The sequence below is a fragment of the Psychrobacter sp. M17(2026) genome, from assembly GCF_055699815.1.
Map to the genome: position 1 here is coordinate 886,423 of NZ_CM146741.1, position 14,669 is coordinate 901,091.

At 44.0% G+C, this 14,669-nt stretch carries 13 protein-coding genes; 7 read left to right on the forward strand and 6 right to left on the reverse strand.

Features of this window, described 5'->3' with window-relative positions:
* Positions 1–141: 141 nt before the first annotated feature.
* On the reverse strand, positions 142–813 hold the full coding sequence (gene rsmD / locus ACR63T_RS03860) for a 16S rRNA (guanine(966)-N(2))-methyltransferase RsmD (protein ID WP_472784825.1): 672 nt from the start codon (positions 811–813) through the stop codon (positions 142–144).
* 242 nt (positions 814–1,055) lie between these two features.
* Positions 1,056–3,077, reverse strand: a complete 2,022-nt coding sequence (gene mrdA / locus ACR63T_RS03865) for a penicillin-binding protein 2 (RefSeq protein WP_472784826.1) — start codon at positions 3,075–3,077, stop codon at positions 1,056–1,058.
* Between the two features lie 547 nt (positions 3,078–3,624).
* Here mrdA and ACR63T_RS03870 point away from each other — a divergent pair.
* The 6 genes from ACR63T_RS03870 to adk all read left to right on the forward strand — a co-directional run bounded on the left by ACR63T_RS03870 (position 3,625) and on the right by adk (position 10,881).
* Positions 3,625–4,959 (forward strand): DUF445 domain-containing protein, encoded by a 1,335-nt coding sequence (locus ACR63T_RS03870; protein WP_201572481.1) that lies wholly within the window; start codon positions 3,625–3,627, stop codon positions 4,957–4,959.
* Between the two features lie 381 nt (positions 4,960–5,340).
* The gene (locus tag ACR63T_RS03875; RefSeq protein WP_472784827.1) at positions 5,341–7,383 is read left to right on the forward strand and encodes a heme lyase CcmF/NrfE family subunit; all 2,043 of its coding nucleotides are present in this window, start codon (positions 5,341–5,343) and stop codon (positions 7,381–7,383) included.
* Positions 7,384–8,031 (forward strand): DsbE family thiol:disulfide interchange protein, encoded by a 648-nt coding sequence (locus ACR63T_RS03880; protein WP_472784828.1) that lies wholly within the window; start codon positions 7,384–7,386, stop codon positions 8,029–8,031. It abuts the gene before it with no gap.
* Positions 8,031–8,672: a cytochrome c-type biogenesis protein gene (locus ACR63T_RS03885; protein ID WP_472784829.1), complete on the forward strand. Its 642-nt coding sequence runs from the start codon at positions 8,031–8,033 to the stop codon at positions 8,670–8,672. The genes ACR63T_RS03880 and ACR63T_RS03885 overlap by 1 nt, the downstream gene beginning before the upstream one ends.
* Positions 8,672–9,955, forward strand: a complete 1,284-nt coding sequence (gene ccmI / locus ACR63T_RS03890; protein ID WP_472784830.1) for a c-type cytochrome biogenesis protein CcmI — start codon at positions 8,672–8,674, stop codon at positions 9,953–9,955. The genes ACR63T_RS03885 and ccmI overlap by 1 nt, the downstream gene beginning before the upstream one ends.
* 272 nt (positions 9,956–10,227) lie before the next feature.
* On the forward strand, positions 10,228–10,881 hold the full coding sequence (gene adk / locus ACR63T_RS03895) for an adenylate kinase (RefSeq protein ID WP_305900260.1): 654 nt from the start codon (positions 10,228–10,230) through the stop codon (positions 10,879–10,881).
* Between the two features lie 141 nt (positions 10,882–11,022).
* Here the strand turns inward: adk and secB are convergent, their stop codons facing one another.
* From secB to rsgA, 4 genes are all read right to left on the reverse strand, one after another.
* Positions 11,023–11,493: a protein-export chaperone SecB gene (gene secB, locus ACR63T_RS03900; protein ID WP_305899777.1), complete on the reverse strand. Its 471-nt coding sequence runs from the start codon at positions 11,491–11,493 to the stop codon at positions 11,023–11,025.
* A gap of 133 nt (positions 11,494–11,626) precedes the next feature.
* Complete coding sequence (gene grxC / locus ACR63T_RS03905; RefSeq protein WP_305899778.1) at positions 11,627–11,890, reverse strand: glutaredoxin 3; 264 nt, start codon at positions 11,888–11,890, stop codon at positions 11,627–11,629.
* A 319-nt stretch (positions 11,891–12,209) separates the two neighbouring features.
* Positions 12,210–12,662 carry a rhodanese-like domain-containing protein gene (locus ACR63T_RS03910; protein WP_201572493.1) on the reverse strand — a complete coding sequence of 151 codons (453 nt, stop codon included), beginning with the start codon at positions 12,660–12,662 and terminating at the stop codon, positions 12,210–12,212.
* 158 nt (positions 12,663–12,820) lie between these two features.
* Positions 12,821–13,921, reverse strand: coding sequence for a ribosome small subunit-dependent GTPase A (gene rsgA / locus ACR63T_RS03915; protein WP_472784831.1), 1,101 nt, complete (start codon positions 13,919–13,921; stop codon positions 12,821–12,823).
* Between the two features lie 151 nt (positions 13,922–14,072).
* Between rsgA and orn the strand changes: the two genes are divergently transcribed.
* Complete coding sequence (orn, locus tag ACR63T_RS03920) at positions 14,073–14,663, forward strand: oligoribonuclease (protein WP_305899780.1); 591 nt, start codon at positions 14,073–14,075, stop codon at positions 14,661–14,663.
* The last annotated feature ends 6 nt before the right edge of the window (positions 14,664–14,669 follow it).

Here is a 14,669-nt window from a genome sequence, read left to right on the forward strand (position 1 = left end):
AAAAAACAGACTGCACATTATAAGCAGTAGAGCAGATGGTTGCAAGCTGCATTGGGGTTTATTTTTGCCTACCGCTTATTAATGAGTCATATTCAGCAGGTTTTTGCCTTTATTATCGTTTTAAATGATAAAGAGGTTCGATTATGACGATCTGAGCTGATAAAGTCCAGCGACAACTTGGCCAATTTGGGTTTGTTTAAGGCAGTCAAAACCTTGAAAGTCTGCTGTGGCTACTTTTTGTTGCAGTATCGATGTCAAGTCTGTTAATTGCTCAGTCAAGTCTTTATCCGCTTCTAAGTAGATAAGGCTAGTAGTATCGATTAATTGCTGTTCGATCAAAGCGCTTAAAATCGGGTGCCATAGATCCTGCGCGTAAGGCGGATCAATAAAGACGATATCGAATGGACGATCAAAACTAAGGTTTTGAAGCAGTACTTGTTCAGCGGCTCCCGCTATTATTTTATAATAATCAGTATCGAGTTTGAGTTGCTGGGCGCTGTGCTCAAGACGTTTAGCTTGTGTTTGGTTAAATTCAATAAAAGTGCAGTGCGTCGCGCCCCTTGATAAAGACTCAAAGCCTAGCACTCCGCTACCCGCGCAGCTATCGAGCACCCGTGAACCATGAATATCAGCTAATAGCCAATTAAATAAGGTCTCACGCAATCGATCAGGCGTCGGGCGCAGGCCATCGGCATCAATAAAAGTGACCAGACGACGTTTAAACTGACCACCAATAATGCGAACGTCACCAGCAGCTTTATCTTGGTTTTTAGTTTTAGATTTATGACTACGGGATGATGTTGGCTTTTTCATAATGATTTTATCTTTATGCGTAATGGCGTGATTTTAAAAATTGTAAGCGGTTTTTGAATGAATATGAGCGTTTGTAGGCTGTGGCTTTAGCCCAGCATGGTAACTTTGTAATATCAAAATCTAGCGTCGCAAAATCTAAGTACCTAACTTCTTAAATAACTATATAGTGATACTTTTGGCATTGATAGGCGGGTTACGCTTGAGCTAACCCACCCTACAGCGGCGGTTCATTTTTAATAAATTTACCCGCTAGTTGTTGCTGAAACAGTGGTAGCTATGGCAGCAGCCTCTGCTTCTTTTTTGGCTTCGGCTTCTGCCTTGGCTTCTTCCTCTAATGCTAGTCTTTGGTCGCGTATCACATCACGCGCGGCTTTATCGACGGCCTTTTGGCGTTTAATAATAGCCAGCTGATCGGCGCTGGGCGGTAGAATAGGTTTGGTCTTGCGTTGCATAATCCAGTAATCGAATAGTGCGCGTCCTATAGGAGCGGCTACTTTACTACCGCCACCACCATTTTCAACCAGTACCGCCAGTGCAATCTCTGGGTTCTCAACAGGGGCAAAGCCATTGAACCAAGCGTGATCCCAGTGTCGCTTATCAAGAGTGGCTTTATTGTAGCTTTTGCCCTGCGCAATGGATTTTACCTGTGCGGTACCTGTCTTGCCTGCGATACGATAGTTCGGGGTATAGATACCGCGACCTGTGCCTGCCTTGATGACACTTTCCATAGCATCGTGCATACGTAGCCAGTCAGAGGGCTTACCATTGAAGTCAATTTTGCCATCAGGTTTGGTGATGACTTTTACCTCTGCGGCACCATCGCTGCTCTTTAATAGATGCGGCGTAATGTGCTGACCTTTATTGGCAGTCATGGCGGTGGCATTGGCAATCTGTAGTGGCGTGGCTAAAAAGTACCCTTGACCAATACTGACTGAAATGGTCTCACCTGGTAGCCAGTTTTTGTCATAGGTTTCTTTTTTCCATTTAGGGGAGGGCATAATTCCTGAACGCTCACTAGGCAAGTCGATACCCGTTTGCTCACCAAAACCAAAGCGCACCATCCAGTCATGAAAGCGCTGAATACCCATCTCATAAGCTAATTTATAGTAATAAGTATCCACTGACATCACTACAGATTTTTTGAGATCGACTGAACCATGACCACCGCGCTTCCAGTCACGAAAGCGATGACTGTCACCTGGTAAGCTAAAGTAACCAGGATCATAAATCGTCGTCTCCCAATTACGTAGACCATAATGAATACCCCCTAATCCCTCAAAAGGTTTGATAGTGGAAGCAGGAGGATACATACCTTGCAATGCACGGTTATATAATGGCTGATCGAGATCATCTCGTAGTTCACCATAATCTTTAAACGATATTCCTGATATAAAGGGATTTGGATTATAGCTTGGGTTACTGACAAAGGCTAAAACATCGCCGTTTTTGGGGTCGATGGCGACAATCGCACCACGCCTGCCATCTAACTGCTGCTGGGCTACAGTTTGCAAGCCATAATCTAAGCTCAAAGTAATGTCATTACCTGCCGTTGGTGCTTTAGACTCAAGCTGGCGCAAAATATTACCATGCGCATCGGTTTCTACTGACTGATAACCGGGCTGACCGAGCAAGATATCTTCATAAAAATCTTCAATACCAATCTTGCCAATCAGATCCGTACCTGCGTAACGGTCTTTATCGATCCGTTTGCTTTCTTTATCATTAATACGGCCGACATAACCGATCACATGCGCGAATAGCTCATCATAAGGATAAGAGCGAGTCAGCTTACTTTGTATATCTACACCCCGAAAAAACGGCTTGCGCTCACTAAACTGCGCCAATTGCTGCTCAGTGACGTCGATCTTGATAGTCACAGGGTCATTTTTACTGCGGCTAATACGAGCCAAAATATCAGTAATATCCGTATCGCTTAGTTCAAAAATAGGCGCGAGTAGTGCCAAGGTTCGCTCTGGGTTTACTACTTCATCAGGGCTGAGCATCGCGGTAAATACAGGCTGATTATCAGCGAGCAATATACCATTACGATCATAAATATAACCGCGACTAGGCGGTGCTGAGACGAGCTTGATACGGTTGTTATCTGCTTGGGTCAGATACTGCTCATGAGCATAAACTTGCAAATAACCATAACGCAGCAGCAAGCCACTGAGGCCTGCAAATATAAGCACACCAAGAATAATAATACGGTGCATAAAGATGCGATTGACCTGTTCAGTGTCTGGCGCAAGCGGTTTATTCATGTAAAAATAACATCCTGTTTATTAGCTGAGCCAATACTTTTACCAAAAATAAAAGTAATCAAAAATAGAAGCATCAAAATCTGAAATAAATGATAAGCAATCGGTATAGCTAGCGAATTATAACAGAACAACCTACGTTCTGTGCTACTTGGCACAGCGATTAGCGTCTGTTAAATAGAAAGCAGCTAACATCCAATCCATTAAGGTACTAAACCTATATTAATGTAATTAAAACAATAACCTATGCCTGAAATAGAAGTAATGGGTCAGCTGACAGCGTTATTCAAGGTTCAGCAGAAAATTACGTTAGCAATCATCACTTGTGCAGTCATTTATGAGCGTCAGTAAGCCGTGCTAATAAATGCTAAGTATGTTAAAATCAGGCGTTTTATTTTACCGCAGTTATCCTGTTTATTAACAGCTATGTTTCATTCAACAGCGGTTTTAATAACTGGTTCAATAACGACAAATTCAATAACGACAACGCTAATAACCATAAAACAATAAAACCATAGAGTAACGATAATCGTTGGGGGCATAAACAGTCATGGTTGCAACTTCAATATGGCAGACGCTCGCTGAGCATCCAGAATTCCTTGCCATGCTGACTATTCCGCCTGTGACCGCGTTTGTCACTTGGGTACACGTATGGATGGCACTAAAAATGCTGTTTTACCCTATTAAATTTTGGGGTATTCGTATTCCTAACTTTCCCTTTTTTGGCTTGCCTGGTATCGGCTGGCAAGGTATCGTGCCGCGTAAGGCGGGCAAGATATCAGGGGTGATTGTCGATCAAACCTTATCCAAATTAGGCTCGCTTGATGAATTTTTTCAAGCAATGGAGCCTGAGCAAATGGCGGTATTTATTACAGATACCGTCGATCAAAATCTTGAGTCACTCATTGATGAGATTATGCTTGAGCGCTCAGAGACCCTATGGAATAATATCCCTTATGCGCTCAAACGCCGTCTTTATGCGCAGGCGCACCAAGAGCTGCCAGCCATCATGCAGTCGCTAGTGACGGACTTGACCTATCATGTCGAGGATTTAGTCGATATGCGTCAGATGATCGTTAATAAGATGGAGAGCGATCGGCGTTTAATGGTTAATATGTTCCTTAAAGTCGGTCAGCATGAGATCAATTTTATTTGGCATATCAGTGCGCTCATCGGCTTGATCTTTGGCATTATTCAGATGTTTATCTTTTTGATGGTGCCTGTGCATTGGACCGTGCCCTTTTTCGCAGCAGTTTGGGGGTTGTTGACCAATTGGATTGCGATTTGGATGGTGTTTAATCCGATTGAACCTAAATTTATCCCTTGTTTTAAGTTCTTTAGCTGGCGTAAAGGCTTTCCTTTTATTACCTTACAGCGCCCTCATGTCGCACAGTTTCGCTGGCAGGGCGGCTTTATGAAGCGTCAAGAGGAGGTCTCTGAAGTATTTGCTGAGATTGTGGTCAAAGATTTAGTCACTTTAGAGAACATCATGAATGAGATGATGTATGGTGATCGTGCCGCTCAAACGCGTGAGCTGATGAAGTCGCACCTTTATGAAGTATTGGATTCGCCATTAGTCAACACCACTTTACGTATGGGACTGGGTCGCCGTGAATTTGGTCAATTAAAGAACACTATCATTGATAAATCTATCAATGCCACTATGATACCGATGCGTGATCCTGAGCTTAATGAGAGCCGCGCTAGTAAGATATTTGGTCTATTTCGAGATCGTATTCGTGCCTTGTCGCCGCATGAGTTCCAAAATCTATTGCGACCAGCCTTTCAAGAAGATGAGCTGACCTTGATTGTGTTGGGAGGGCTTACAGGATTCTTGGCAGGCTGGCTACACTTGATACTGGTATTCTTCCCAGCGGTAAGCTAATTGTAGCTTCTTTTTTTTAAGTTTTTTAAAACTTGCTTTTTTAGGACTTAAAGTTTTCTTTAAGTCCGAATTTTTATGATAGAAGGGTTATGACTCACTTTTTAACCGTTTTTATAGCAAAGTGTTGAAGGCATCGATCGTAATCACCATCAAATACTAGAACAAATCAGTTAGCTGTCATAAAGTCTTGCTCAATATCTAATAATGTTTATTCATTTAAAAAGTGACTTAAAAAGTCATTTAAAACCAGCAGTTAAAACAGCATTTAAAATAAACCAGTCGCACTAAAATAATATTCGCAATAGGCTAGTGCAGTTACAGTCTTGATTCGATTCATCAAGCGGCTGCACAGACTGTAAGCGTATAACAAGGTTAGACCGTATGTTAATCACAGAATTAGGTTATTTGGCCTTGCTGGCCGCTTTTATGTTGGCGATTTTGCAAGTGGTATTGCCAACGATCGGGGTTATGCAAGGGCGAGTGGCTTGGCAGCGTTTGGCACCAAGTTTAGCTTGGGCGCAGTTTGTGGCAATGGCTATCTCTTTTGGCTCATTGATGGCAGGCTTTTATTATAATGACTTCAGTCTGGTCTATGTCGGTCAGCATTCTAATACGCTATTGCCTTGGTATTATAAGCTTTCAGCGACTTGGGGTGGTCATGAAGGGTCGCTATTGCTATGGATGACTATTATGGCTACTTGGTGTGCCTTGGTATCCTATTTTAGCCGTGGCCTACCATTATCTATGCGCGCGCGAGTATTGGTGATATTAGCTGGCGTCCAGACCATGATGCTGGCGATGCTGATTTTTACCTCATCGCCTTTTGATCGTACTCTACCCAATCTAATCGTTGATGGCGGTGATCTTAACCCTGTATTGCAGGATTTTGGGCTGATTATTCATCCGCCTATGCTGTATATGGGCTATGTCGGTATGGTCGTGCCTTTTGCTTTTTGTATGGCGGCACTGTGGGAGGGGCGTTTAGACGCGGTTTGGACACGCTGGTCACGACCTTGGGCATTAGCAGCTTGGGGCTTTTTGACTATTGGTATCGCTTTGGGCTCATGGTGGGCTTATTATGAGCTGGGCTGGGGCGGGTGGTGGTTCTGGGATCCTGTAGAGAACGCCTCGCTGATGCCTTGGCTAGCGGGTCTAGCATTGATCCATTCGCTGGCAGTCACTGAAAAGCGTGGGGTCTTTAAAGCATGGACGATCATGCTGGCTATTTTTGCCTTTGCGCTCAGTCTGCTCGGTACTTTTTTGGTGCGCTCAGGGGTGATTACCTCAGTGCATTCATTCGCCGCTGATCCAACCCGTGGCTTAGTGATTTTGGCTATCCTAGGCGTCATTATCGGTGGTGGCTTATTAATGTTCGCCGTGCGTGGCTGGCGCTTGACCGTTGAGAGTCAGTATCAGCTGATCTCACGCGAGTCGTTTTTGGTAATTAATAACGCGATTATTCTAATTTCAACCTTAGTCGTCCTACTAGGAACGCTATATCCAATTATCGCTGATGCCTTTAATTTAGGTCAAGTGTCGGTTGGCTCTCCCTATTTTAATGCGCTGTTTGTACCGCTAACGTGGCTGCTATTAATTGCGATGGGTATGGGCTCTAACATTCGCTGGAAAAAAGACACGCGTCCTTTATTAGGCGTAGGTCTGGTGATAGCGGTCAGTAGCTTGGTGTTAGCGGCTATCATTGCCTATTTTGTTCATCCATCTTCTATGCTTAATATTGGTGTTACCTTAGCCGTAAGCTTTTGGGTGCTGTTCTGGATGGGGGTTGATTTTAGAGATAAAACCAAAAACGCGCCTAGTTTGGTCAAAGGCTTGCGTCAATTGCGTCTGAGCTATTGGGGTCAACAAACCGCCCATATCGGGGTGTTAGTCGCCGTCATTGGTGTGGCTTTTACCAGCAGTTTGAGTATCGAGCGCGATGTGGCGATGGCACCAGGGGAGACCGTGAATGTACAAGGTTATGATTTTACGCTCTCTGAATTTAAAGAAATTAAAGCCAGTAACTTTGATGCCACTCAAGCAAAGGTTGATGTCAGTAAAAATGGTCGCGATGTCGCTACCCTTTATCCTGAAAAGCGTACTTATATCATTAGTACCATGCCAACCACTGAGGCGGCTATCAATGCCAGCCTGATGCGCGATCTATATGTCGCACTAGGTGAGCCTATTGCTGATGGCAGCAATCAGTGGGCGATACGTATTTATGTCAAGCCGTTGATTCGTTGGATATGGCTGGGGGCGATCATTATGGCCTTAGGTGGCCTGATCAGTATGCTGGATAAGCGCTACCGTATCAAAAAGGTTAAAGCGCCATTGTTAACCGCTGCGCCAAATGCTATGACAGCAGATAGTACAGCAACTCCAGTAACTGCGCCAGCAGCGACATCGACTACGGAGGAGCGCTAGATGACCTCTAACAATAGCTCTAATAATGAACAGCCTGCTAAACCAGTAAAAACCATGAAAAAAAAGCAGATGAAGCTATGGTTTCTCATTCCGCTTATCGTGTTCTTGGGACTAATCGTGATGTTGTATGCGCGCTTGGGTAAGCCTACTGAGATTGTGACCAATACGGCTCTTGAGCGCTCAGTGCCCGCTTTTGAGTTGCCGCTGCTATCGGATACTACACGGATAATGACCAATGATAATTTGCCTGAGCAGCCGTTCTTGATCAACGTTTGGGGCTCTTGGTGTCCGACTTGTATTGTCGAGCATCCGTTCTTAATGACGCTTGAGGAGCGCGGTGTCAATATTGTTGGTATCAACTATAAAGATGAGATCGGTAATGCGCTGGGCTATCTAAACCAGCGCGGCGATCCGTTCTCAATGTCGATTCAAGACTCGTCTGGACAGTTTGCGCTAGATTTAGGCTTGACGGGTGCCCCTGAGACTTTTGTGGTCGATGGCGATAGAGTCATTCGTCAGCATATCATTGGCGAAATCAATGAAGCCAATTGGCAAGCACGCGTCATTCCCTGTCTGACGGTGCTGAATGAGGCAAGCAATAATTCGACGGCTCCTGATGCCACTCAAGTCGCGGAGGTCTGTCAATAATGTCAAATTCAATATCATTCAATTCTATTCAACGCAATTCACTATTTAGGCTGGCAAGTGTATTCACAGCCGCTCTAGCTACGGTTATATTAGCGTTTGTATTTAGTGTCACAGCTTATGCCGCAATCGATGTCTATGAGTTTGACTCAGTACAGCAAGAAGCGCAGTATCGCGGTCTAATCGAAGAGCTACGTTGCCCTAAATGTCAAAACCAAAACCTTGCAGGCTCTGATGCGCCTATCGCCCAAGATCTTAAGCAAAAAACTTATGACTTAGTTCGAGACAATCGTAGCGATGGTGAGATTCGTGACTATATGCAAGAGCGTTATGGGGACTTTATTAGTTATAAGCCGCCAGTACGCCCGTCAACATGGATACTATGGTTTTTTCCGCCCTTATTATTAGTAGTACTTATCGGAGGCTGGTTTTGGCAAAGCCGACGTCGCCAGCTCACCGCTCGTGGTCAAAGCGGCCCTTCAGTTGAACACACGACTACACCGCTAACGGCTAGTGAAAAGGCCGAACTCGATCGGCTATTATCCCGTAACCTTGATTCAAGTGCTACTGATTCAAACACTACTGATTTCAATAGTAGCTCAACGGATACTATTCAAGACATCGCAAGCACGGAGGACAGATAATGACCCTATTTTCTACTATGGGCTTATTTATTGCTCTAGGCTTATTGATTACTATAGTTTTAGCCATTGTCGTGGCTATGCCTTGGCTGCGCTCAAAGCGATTGCAGCATAATGCAGTTGATAATCAGCTCCTCGACATCAATGTCACCGTCTTTCGTGAGCGCTTAGCTGAGCTCAAGGTCGATAAAGATACTGGTACTATCGATGATGATCATTATCAAAACCAAAAGCTTGAGCTTGAGAGGCAACTACTAGACGCCCAGCGTCAAGTTGCACCTATGATCGTTCCAGGGTTTAAGAGCCGTTTACTATTGATCGTTTGGGTACCGATACTGACACTGATGGCTTATCTTCTCATTGGCGACCGTACTCCCGTATTCAACTTTTGGTCCGCTCAGGATAGAGTCGGTCAAGTCGCTGACGATCTATTAACAGGTAAGATCGATCAGCCACCTGCTTGGGCGATCAGCGATGATGGGCGAGAGCTGATCACGACCATGCAGAGCAATGTACACCAGCATGCCGATGACCCTAATCGTTGGATGCGCTTATCAGAGCTGTTCTTATCCCTTGAGGCAACAGATTCTGCTATTGAGTCATTATCACGCGCGTATCGTCTGTCACCTGATAACGAAGAGATTGCCACAACTTACGCGCAGATTAGCTTTTTTGCTAATAAAGGTCAGCTCGATGCTAATAGCCGCCGTGTAATACAAGATGTGTTAGCTAATAATCCGCAGCATGAAGGCGCACAAATGCTGATGGCGATGGGTGAAGCGCGTAGTAGTAACTATGAACAAGCGCAAGGTTGGATCAAGCGCTTGCGTGCCAATATCGCTGCTAAGCCTGGAGATCATACTAGGGCTTTAGCTAGCCTTGATGAGCTCAGCGCTAACGTAGATACGCAAGAACAGCAAGCAGCAGCAGGTATTGAGGTGACGGTCACTATTAATGCCAATCTATTGCCTTTGGTAAAAGCGGATGATGTGCTGTTCGTGGCTATTCGTGATGTCAATGGTGGGCCACCGTTTGCTGCCAAGCGCTTGCCTATTAGTGTGATTAAGCAAGGCGAGGCTAGTATCAGCCTAAGCGATCTTGATGCGATGATGCCTGAGCGTACGATAGCCTCTGCGCGCGCTGACAAAATTCAGTTAGCCGTGGTCGCTCGTATTAGCCATAGCGGTAATGCTATTGCTGAGTCTGGTGATCTATCAGGTAATCCAGTCGTGATTGGTAATGAGCAAAATCAAGTCAATGTCGAGATTAATCAGCAAGTGCCCTAAGCCGGTCAATAAGCTGGTCAATGCTTGAGAATAGCTTATAAGATTTTTTTGATGAAAATTGCGTACTGAGTTTGCTTTTAGAACGCAACTGATTGTTATAAATATTTATATATGAATCATGAGTCATAGCTATCCATTACCTTTTTACTAAAAAGTCTTGAGCTTTACTAAACGGCAAGGTAAGGTAAGCGTGACTTTTTTGGATTGAACTACTTTATTTATTCGTTTTATTCTTTATTTTAAATTTACTCGTTAAGGAGAGTCGTATAATGATGCGTATTATTTTGCTAGGACCACCAGGTGCAGGTAAAGGTACTCAAGCTCAGTTTATCTCAAAAGAGTATGATATCCCGCAGATCTCAACAGGTGATATGCTACGCGCAGCGATAAAAGAGGGCAGCGAGCTCGGTCAGCAAGCGCAAGGCATCATGAACGCTGGTGGCTTAGTCTCTGATGATTTGATTATCAATCTAGTCAAAGAGCGTATCGCCAAACCTGACTGCGTCAATGGTTGTATTTTTGATGGTTTTCCGCGTACTATTCCACAAGCGCAAGCTTTGGCTGATGCTGAGGTTAAGATCAATCATGTGGTTGAGATTAGTGTGCCTGATGATGAGATCGTCAAGCGCTTATCGGGTCGTCGCCAGCATGCAGGCTCAGGCCGAGTTTATCATATCGATCATAATCCACCGACGGTAGAAGGCATCGATGATGTCTCAGGTGAGCCTCTAATCCAGCGCGAAGATGACAAAGAGTCAACTATTCGTGAGCGTCTAGCCACTTATCATAAGCAAACCTCAACGCTAGTCGGCTTTTATCAAGATAAAGCCAAAGAGGGTGCTGATGCGCCTGATTATGACAAGTTTGACGGTACCCAAGCTATTGATACTGTTAAAGCGCAGATTTTGAGCGCTTTAAAAGGCTAGTTTTTCTGATTTTATAGTGTCTGCAAATTAAAAACCTCGATTAAATATCGAGGTTTTTTTGTTTTAACTTACCATCCATAAAAAAGCCGCCACCTCAAATAAAGTGACAGCTTTTATAATCTATTCAATTTTGCTTAAAACTTAAGCTTTACCTTCGGCGTCGATCTTTGCGTTGTCTAAGCCGCCTGCTTGCTCTTGGCTTTGCGCGTAGGCTTGGTCAAAGTTGACGGGCGCTAATAACAACTGCGGGAAGCTACCACGAGTGACGATGTCGCTGATCACTTCACGAGCATAAGGGAACAAGACATTAGGGCAATAAGCACCTAATATCTGACCGATTTGGTCTTCTGGAATACTCTTTAACAAGAAGATACCTGCTTGATGCACCTCAGCGATAAAAGCCGGCTCATCAGAATTATTAGCAGTAACGCTGACGGTCAAAATCACTTGATAATGATCATCGTCGAGCTTTTCGGCATTGCTTGATAAGTTAATATCTAACTCAGGATTCCACTCTTTAGTAAAAACTTCTGCGCCTGGCACTTCTAATGACATATCTTTTACGTAGATGCGCTCTAGTGCTAATTGTGGTTGCGCTTGTTCGTCAGCCATGATAATTCCTCTGGTAGTTGGTCAAATAGTTGGACAAAAATTAAGGTTAAGGGTTAGGGCGTGTTTGATCTTTCACAACAAAACACTACCATAATAAAAAGCTATATATTAATAATGGTAGTGTTATAGCAAATTAACCTGCTAATAATTCGTCAAGCTTGCCTTGTTGATTGAACTGATTTAGTTCATCAAAACCACCGACAAAAGTATCACCGACGAATATTTGCGGTACTGTACGATAGTTATTGGTCTTTTTCATCAGCTCGCGACGCTCGTCACTGCTTATATCATGCATGCCAATCTCTTCATATTCAACGCCTTTATTCTTTAATAATTGTTTAGCGTTTGAGCAGTAAGGGCAAATAGGGGTCGTATAAACTTTTACAGAAACAGCCATAATAATTCCTCGATAGATTAATAATTATTAGTTTGTAGCACAATACTTTTTATAGTATAAAAAATATAATAGTTATAGCCAGTTTTTGGTCAATGCTTGAATAACTATTGAGCTAGTATTTGTCTATTGTCCTGTATAAAGTGGGGCTAAGCCATATTAATTCAAGCATAAAACAGGCAAAATTAACAACTATCTTGCGCAGAGAGTAAAACTAACCATAACGCTATCACTGAAAAGTCACACCTCTGTGTAAAAGTCAGCGATAAAAAAAGACATCTAGCGATAAGATGTCTTTTATAGCTCTAGTTATAACGACCCGCTATTTGTGCAGGCTAGGTTTGCCTTTACCCTTGGCCTTAGAGGTATCTTTCAGACCAACTAGCGGCATACCACCTGCTTGCCAACCGCCGATACCGCCCTCTAGACGATAAACGTTTTCTTTGGCGATCATCTGTACCGCAGCACCAGCCGTTGCTCCCATATCACAGATAATAATAACAGGATGCTCAATGGCGCGTACTTCATCCAAACGCTCTTTTAATTCCGTAAAAGGAATGTTACGACTGCCTTGAATATAGCCTGTGGTATATTTCTTTTTAGCGCGTATATCTATAAGCTGTGCGTTTTGCGAGTTGACCATCATGCCAAGCGTATTGGCCGAAATCTTTTTGCCACTACGTTTGCTTTCAATAGTAAAAAACAGTATGGCAAGCACTGCTAAAATACCAAATAAAAACGGGTGGTTGCCCACGAATTCTAATGCACGATCCAAAACGTCTCTCCAAAAATAGGTGCTCTATTAACCGTAAGCTACAGCTAACCTGAGTGAACAAGGCGCTATTATACCGACTAGTGGCTTTATAGTAAACGGGCACAAAAACGCAAAGCTTAGAGCTGCTATATAACCTTAATAAACAGCTCTAGAATAATCTAATACGGTTTAGTGTCAGCCTCTTGAGTCAAAGTGACTAAATTCTCAACACGACGCTGTAATACTTGGCCCTCCGCCACTGCGGCCCATAGCGCGCAGCCCTTGCTATTGTGGGTGTGGCGACAGTCGCGAAACTGACAATGACCAGACAAAGGGGCCAGCTCAATAAAGCCTGAAATGATATCATCAGGAGTCAGATGCCAGATACCATACTCGCGAATACCAGGCGTATCGACAATGCCGCCTTGAGTCAAATCATCAGGATTAAAAGGTAGCAGACGGCTTGTGGTCGTTGTGTGTTGACCTAGTTTTGAATTGTCCGAGATGATATTGACGCTTTGCGCAGACTCAGGCAATAACGCATTGATTAAGCTGCTCTTACCAACACCAGATTGACCCGCAAAAATAACCAGCTTTTTATCAATGTAATGCTTTAATTCGCTTAAACCTTGCTGATCTTGACTGGCTGCGACGTTTTCTGGACAGTCCACTGAGGTTAATACACTCTCATAACCAAGGGCAGCATATTGAGTCAGCAATTCACGAGTATCGGCATCGTCCTCTGGTAATAAATCCGCTTTGTTTAGCACGAGTAAAGGCTGCACGTCTGCGTGATGACAAACGACCAAATAACGATCTATCAAAGTCGGCGCAGCGGCTGGCAGCGGGGCAAATACTATCGCTAAAATATCGACATTAGCCGCGACAGGCTTGAGCTTATGGTAGCGATCAGGCCTTGACACCATCGACGTCCGCGGTTTGACTGACTCAATACGCCCAAAGCCTGTATTGGAGTCTGCACCCCAGCGTACTTGATCACCTGCTGCTAGCATCGGCAAATTAGTGCGCACATGACAACGCCAAATGTCGCCAAGTGCCAGCGCCTGCCAAAACGGCTCAGGATCATCAGGGCCAATCTCTGGTTGCACAGGAATCACAGCAGGTAGACTCGTCACTTGTACCTCGAGCTGCTTGCCATAATGCGCCATAACCACGCCATCCATCAGGCTATCGTCAATACTATCTTGACTCTGTAGCTGCTGTTTATCGATGCGACGGATTTGTTGTTTGGTCAGTTTGCGTTGTCGAATTAAAGCCATAGAGACTGCCTATTTAAAGTGATGCTAAATCAAAATAGCTTCAATTGTAACGTGAAAATTTGCTAACATACAGCTTTAACTAATCGCGTCAGGCAGTGGTTTTGTAACCCCTTGAGCACAATACTTACGCATAATAAATATTGGACACCTTATGAGCACAGACCATCCCAACAAGATAAAGATCAAAAATGAAGGCAAAAAAGGGCTGGTATGGATAGATTTAGAAATGACTGGCCTTGATACCTTAAATGACGAAATCATTGAGATTGCCACAGTCGTGACCGATCAAGACCTAAACGTATTAGCCGAAGGGCCTGTGTTTGCTATAAAAGTGTCCGATCGTATCTTAAACGGTATGGATGACTGGAATACTAAGCAACACGGTCAATCAGGACTCGTTGATCGTATTCGCCGTAGCACAGTGACTTTGGCTGAGGCCGAAGCGGAAACTATCAAGTTTTTGAATAAATGGGTCGATCAAGGTAAGTCGCCGATGTGTGGCAATTCTATTTGTCAGGACAGACGCTTTATGGCGCGGCAAATGCCAGAGCTTGAAAGATTCTTTCATTATCGTAATTTGGATGTATCGTCTATCAAAGAGCTCTGCTTTCGCTGGCGTCCTGATATTCTAAAGGATTTTGTAAAAGGCGGCAGTCATTTGGCCTTAGATGATATCCGCGACTCTATCCGCGAGCTAAAGCACTATCGTCAGCACTTTTTTAAATTGATTGCTGAAGATTAGAATCAG

What these genes read in the sequence shown, in the direction of transcription:
- ACR63T_RS03875 (WP_472784827.1), top strand. Translation starts at nt 5,341, where the DNA reads ATGTTAATCACAGAATTAGGTTATTTGGCCTTGCTGGCCGCTTTTATG.
- ccmI (WP_472784830.1), top strand. Translation starts at nt 8,672, where the DNA reads ATGACCCTATTTTCTACTATGGGCTTATTTATTGCTCTAGGCTTATTG.
- rsmD (WP_472784825.1), bottom strand. Translation starts at nt 813, where the DNA reads ATGAAAAAGCCAACATCATCCCGTAGTCATAAATCTAAAACTAAAAAC.
- secB (WP_305899777.1), bottom strand. Translation starts at nt 11,493, where the DNA reads ATGGCTGACGAACAAGCGCAACCACAATTAGCACTAGAGCGCATCTAC.
- ACR63T_RS03870 (WP_201572481.1), top strand. Translation starts at nt 3,625, where the DNA reads ATGGTTGCAACTTCAATATGGCAGACGCTCGCTGAGCATCCAGAATTC.
- grxC (WP_305899778.1), bottom strand. Translation starts at nt 11,890, where the DNA reads ATGGCTGTTTCTGTAAAAGTTTATACGACCCCTATTTGCCCTTACTGC.
- rsgA (WP_472784831.1), bottom strand. Translation starts at nt 13,921, where the DNA reads ATGGCTTTAATTCGACAACGCAAACTGACCAAACAACAAATCCGTCGC.
- orn (WP_305899780.1), top strand. Translation starts at nt 14,073, where the DNA reads ATGAGCACAGACCATCCCAACAAGATAAAGATCAAAAATGAAGGCAAA.
- ACR63T_RS03880 (WP_472784828.1), top strand. Translation starts at nt 7,384, where the DNA reads ATGACCTCTAACAATAGCTCTAATAATGAACAGCCTGCTAAACCAGTA.
- ACR63T_RS03885 (WP_472784829.1), top strand. Translation starts at nt 8,031, where the DNA reads ATGTCAAATTCAATATCATTCAATTCTATTCAACGCAATTCACTATTT.
- mrdA (WP_472784826.1), bottom strand. Translation starts at nt 3,077, where the DNA reads ATGAATAAACCGCTTGCGCCAGACACTGAACAGGTCAATCGCATCTTT.
- adk (WP_305900260.1), top strand. Translation starts at nt 10,228, where the DNA reads ATGCGTATTATTTTGCTAGGACCACCAGGTGCAGGTAAAGGTACTCAA.